Source organism: Adlercreutzia sp. DFI.6.23, assembly GCF_024462535.1.
GTDB lineage: Bacteria > Actinomycetota > Coriobacteriia > Coriobacteriales > Eggerthellaceae > Adlercreutzia > Adlercreutzia rubneri.
This window is the reverse complement of the sequence record NZ_JANGBP010000049.1, coordinates 1-527: the sequence shown is the minus strand read 5'-3', so window position 1 is coordinate 527 and position 527 is coordinate 1. Positions and strand designations below refer to the sequence as shown.

The 527-nt window shown below is 60.3% G+C and carries 1 pseudogene; it reads left to right on the top strand.

What is annotated here, in order from left to right:
• Nucleotides 1-91 precede the first annotated feature (91 nt).
• Nucleotides 92-527: pseudogene (locus tag NE591_RS12285) on the top strand (polyphosphate--AMP phosphotransferase); the annotation flags it as partial.

Here is a 527-nt window from a genome sequence, read left to right as displayed (position 1 = left end):
ATCTTTGGGCGTTCGTCTTCTGTGAGAACCGGGCGCTGCGACGCCGGCCTATTTGCCGAACAGGCGGCGAAAGATAGGGGAAAGGAAAGCCATGCTCGAGAAGGTCACGTTCAACAAGAAGCCCATGAAGAAGGCCGTCTACAAGGAGCAGTGGGACGAACTTCTGGCCAAGCTCGTGGTGCTCCAGCAGCAGGCTAATAACGAGGGCGTGGGGCTCGTGGTACTGTTCGAGGGCTGGAACGGCGCCGGCAAGGGCAGTCGTATCTCCGATCTCATGTATCACTTAGACGCCCGCTCCACCGGGGTTTACGTGGGGCTCGACCTCGATCCGGACACCGAGCGCGAGTTCGGCGGCCGCGAGTGCGGCGTGACGGGCTTCTACCCCATTATGCAGCCCTTCTGGAAGGCCTTAGGCGAGCGGAACTCCATCACGTTCTACGATCGCGGTGGGTATACGGCGGTCATTCAGCATATGCTCTACAACGCGCCGGCCAAACTGCTGCTTCCCAAGAAGGAGGAGCGCCACT